This is a genomic window from Psychromonas arctica (genome assembly GCF_038155225.1).
Taxonomy (GTDB): Bacteria; Pseudomonadota; Gammaproteobacteria; order Enterobacterales; family Psychromonadaceae; genus Psychromonas; species Psychromonas arctica_B.
The window spans coordinates 1-249 of record NZ_JBAKBA010000156.1 but is presented as its reverse complement, the minus strand read 5'-3'; the positions used below and the strand labels follow the sequence as shown (position 1 = coordinate 249).

Annotated in this window: 1 pseudogene; it reads left to right on the top strand. The window is 37.3% G+C overall.

Features of this window, described 5'->3' with window-relative positions:
• Positions 1-249 (top strand): annotated as a pseudogene (locus V6255_RS18145) (chain length-determining protein); the annotation flags it as partial.

The following is a 249-nucleotide window of genomic DNA, read 5'->3' as shown; positions in this document are numbered from 1 at the left end:
TGACCAAGATAGAGAATGCTCGAATTTCAATGGAATTGGATATTCAAGGTCAAGGTGTTAATTACAAATTACACGAACCCGCGACCTATCCAAACAAGCCTATTGGTGCTCGTTTTATTCACTTTTTTGCTCCCGGGCCTCTTGTTGCATTGTTGATTGAGATTGCTATCTTTGTGGCTAAAATATTGGTCGATTCGAATATCAGATTTTCATCTCAAATTAAAGAAATCGAAGGAGTGAGTTTATTAG